Below are 1,253 nucleotides of genomic sequence, written 5' to 3'. Positions count from 1 at the left end.
TTCTCTAGTTCGCCATCGTCCAGGTACTTGTCGTCAAACACGTAGGGCCCTTGCCATACCAGCCACGGCAGACCGACGGATAAGACAAGGGCACCCACCGCGATGAGCGAGACCATGCCCCACCGGCGGGCCCTAGTCCTCTGCCGCAACCTGGTCCGTCGCTGATCCAGGAGCGTCAGAGCATCCCATGCAGCGCGGCGGCGTGCCTGTGCATCGTGGATATGGCGGAGCGGATGCGAGGACTTCATACCCCGTACATGCCTGTATGGGGTAGCGCGGTTGCAAACCTCACCCCTCTAGGACAGACACGGCGAGTCGGCGGCCAAGCTTGGATGGCACACGCGCAACGCTCGCTGTCACAAGGCACGCAGGACGCCGGTGTGGTGCGGCGCCCCTTGTTCAGAAAATCGAACGCGTGATCTAGTCGAGTGCATGGACCCCTCGATTCCCGATGACCTAGTACGCATGCAGCGGGAGTGGGGTGCGACCTACGCGCAGCTTGCCCAGCAGCCGGGCCGCACTGCACTGCGCCGCCGATTGCTCACTCTCTCGACGGCTCTGGCGCGGCATCCGCTGAGTCCTGCCGAGCGGGCCGAGCTACGGCATCGTGTTCGCTCGGATGGGACCGCACAGTGAGTCTCACTGGGCGTCAGACTCAGATCCTTCGCTGCGTCAGAGAGGCGATAGCCGAGAAAGGGGGAGTGCCCCACCCTCGAAGAGATCGGGGCCGAGGTGGGGCTGACGAGTAAGTCCGCCGTGCACTACCGGTTGAAGCGCCTCGAAGCCCTCGGGGCCATTGCTCGCGCTGGCGGCGGTGCCCGGGTGTACCGGCTCGTCTGAGGCGCGACTCCGATCCGCAAGGCAGCTCACGTGGGCTCAGTTGCGGTCTCGGTTGGCCCGACATCCACAGCGATCCAGCTCCGTCCGAAGGTGTCCAGCGAGCGGGCTGACCTCGGCTTTCGCGAGTTCGGCGGACCGTCCTGGATGGCTCCGGAACAAGATCGGACAACTTGTAATGCGTAGGTCGTCGGTTCGAATCCGACAGGGGGCTCTCCTGAACCCCAGGCCGGATGATCATCCGGCCTGGGGTTCTGCTGTTCTGCGGACCCGCGGGCAGGTCGGCGTTCGGCTGGTGATCCAACCCCGTCCGGAGCCCGGCCCCTGGTCCGGGGCCTTCTTTGTCCCTGATTCCGAGCACATATGATCGATCATTGCGTGGTGAACTAGGGCAGGCGCGACCTTGCCGAACAAGC

The 1,253-nt window shown here is 64.7% G+C and carries 1 protein-coding gene; it reads left to right on the top strand.

Annotated elements, in window-relative coordinates:
* Positions 1 to 732 precede the first annotated feature (732 nt).
* Positions 733 to 840, top strand: a complete 108-nt coding sequence (locus ACZ5CR_RS45890) for a hypothetical protein (protein WP_468869840.1) — start codon at positions 733 to 735, stop codon at positions 838 to 840.
* Positions 841 to 1,253 lie beyond the last annotated feature (413 nt).

Source organism: Streptomyces sp. NPDC031274, assembly GCF_055570235.1.
Note: the sequence above shows the minus strand (reverse complement) of the source record. Positions and strands in the feature narration are given on the sequence as shown.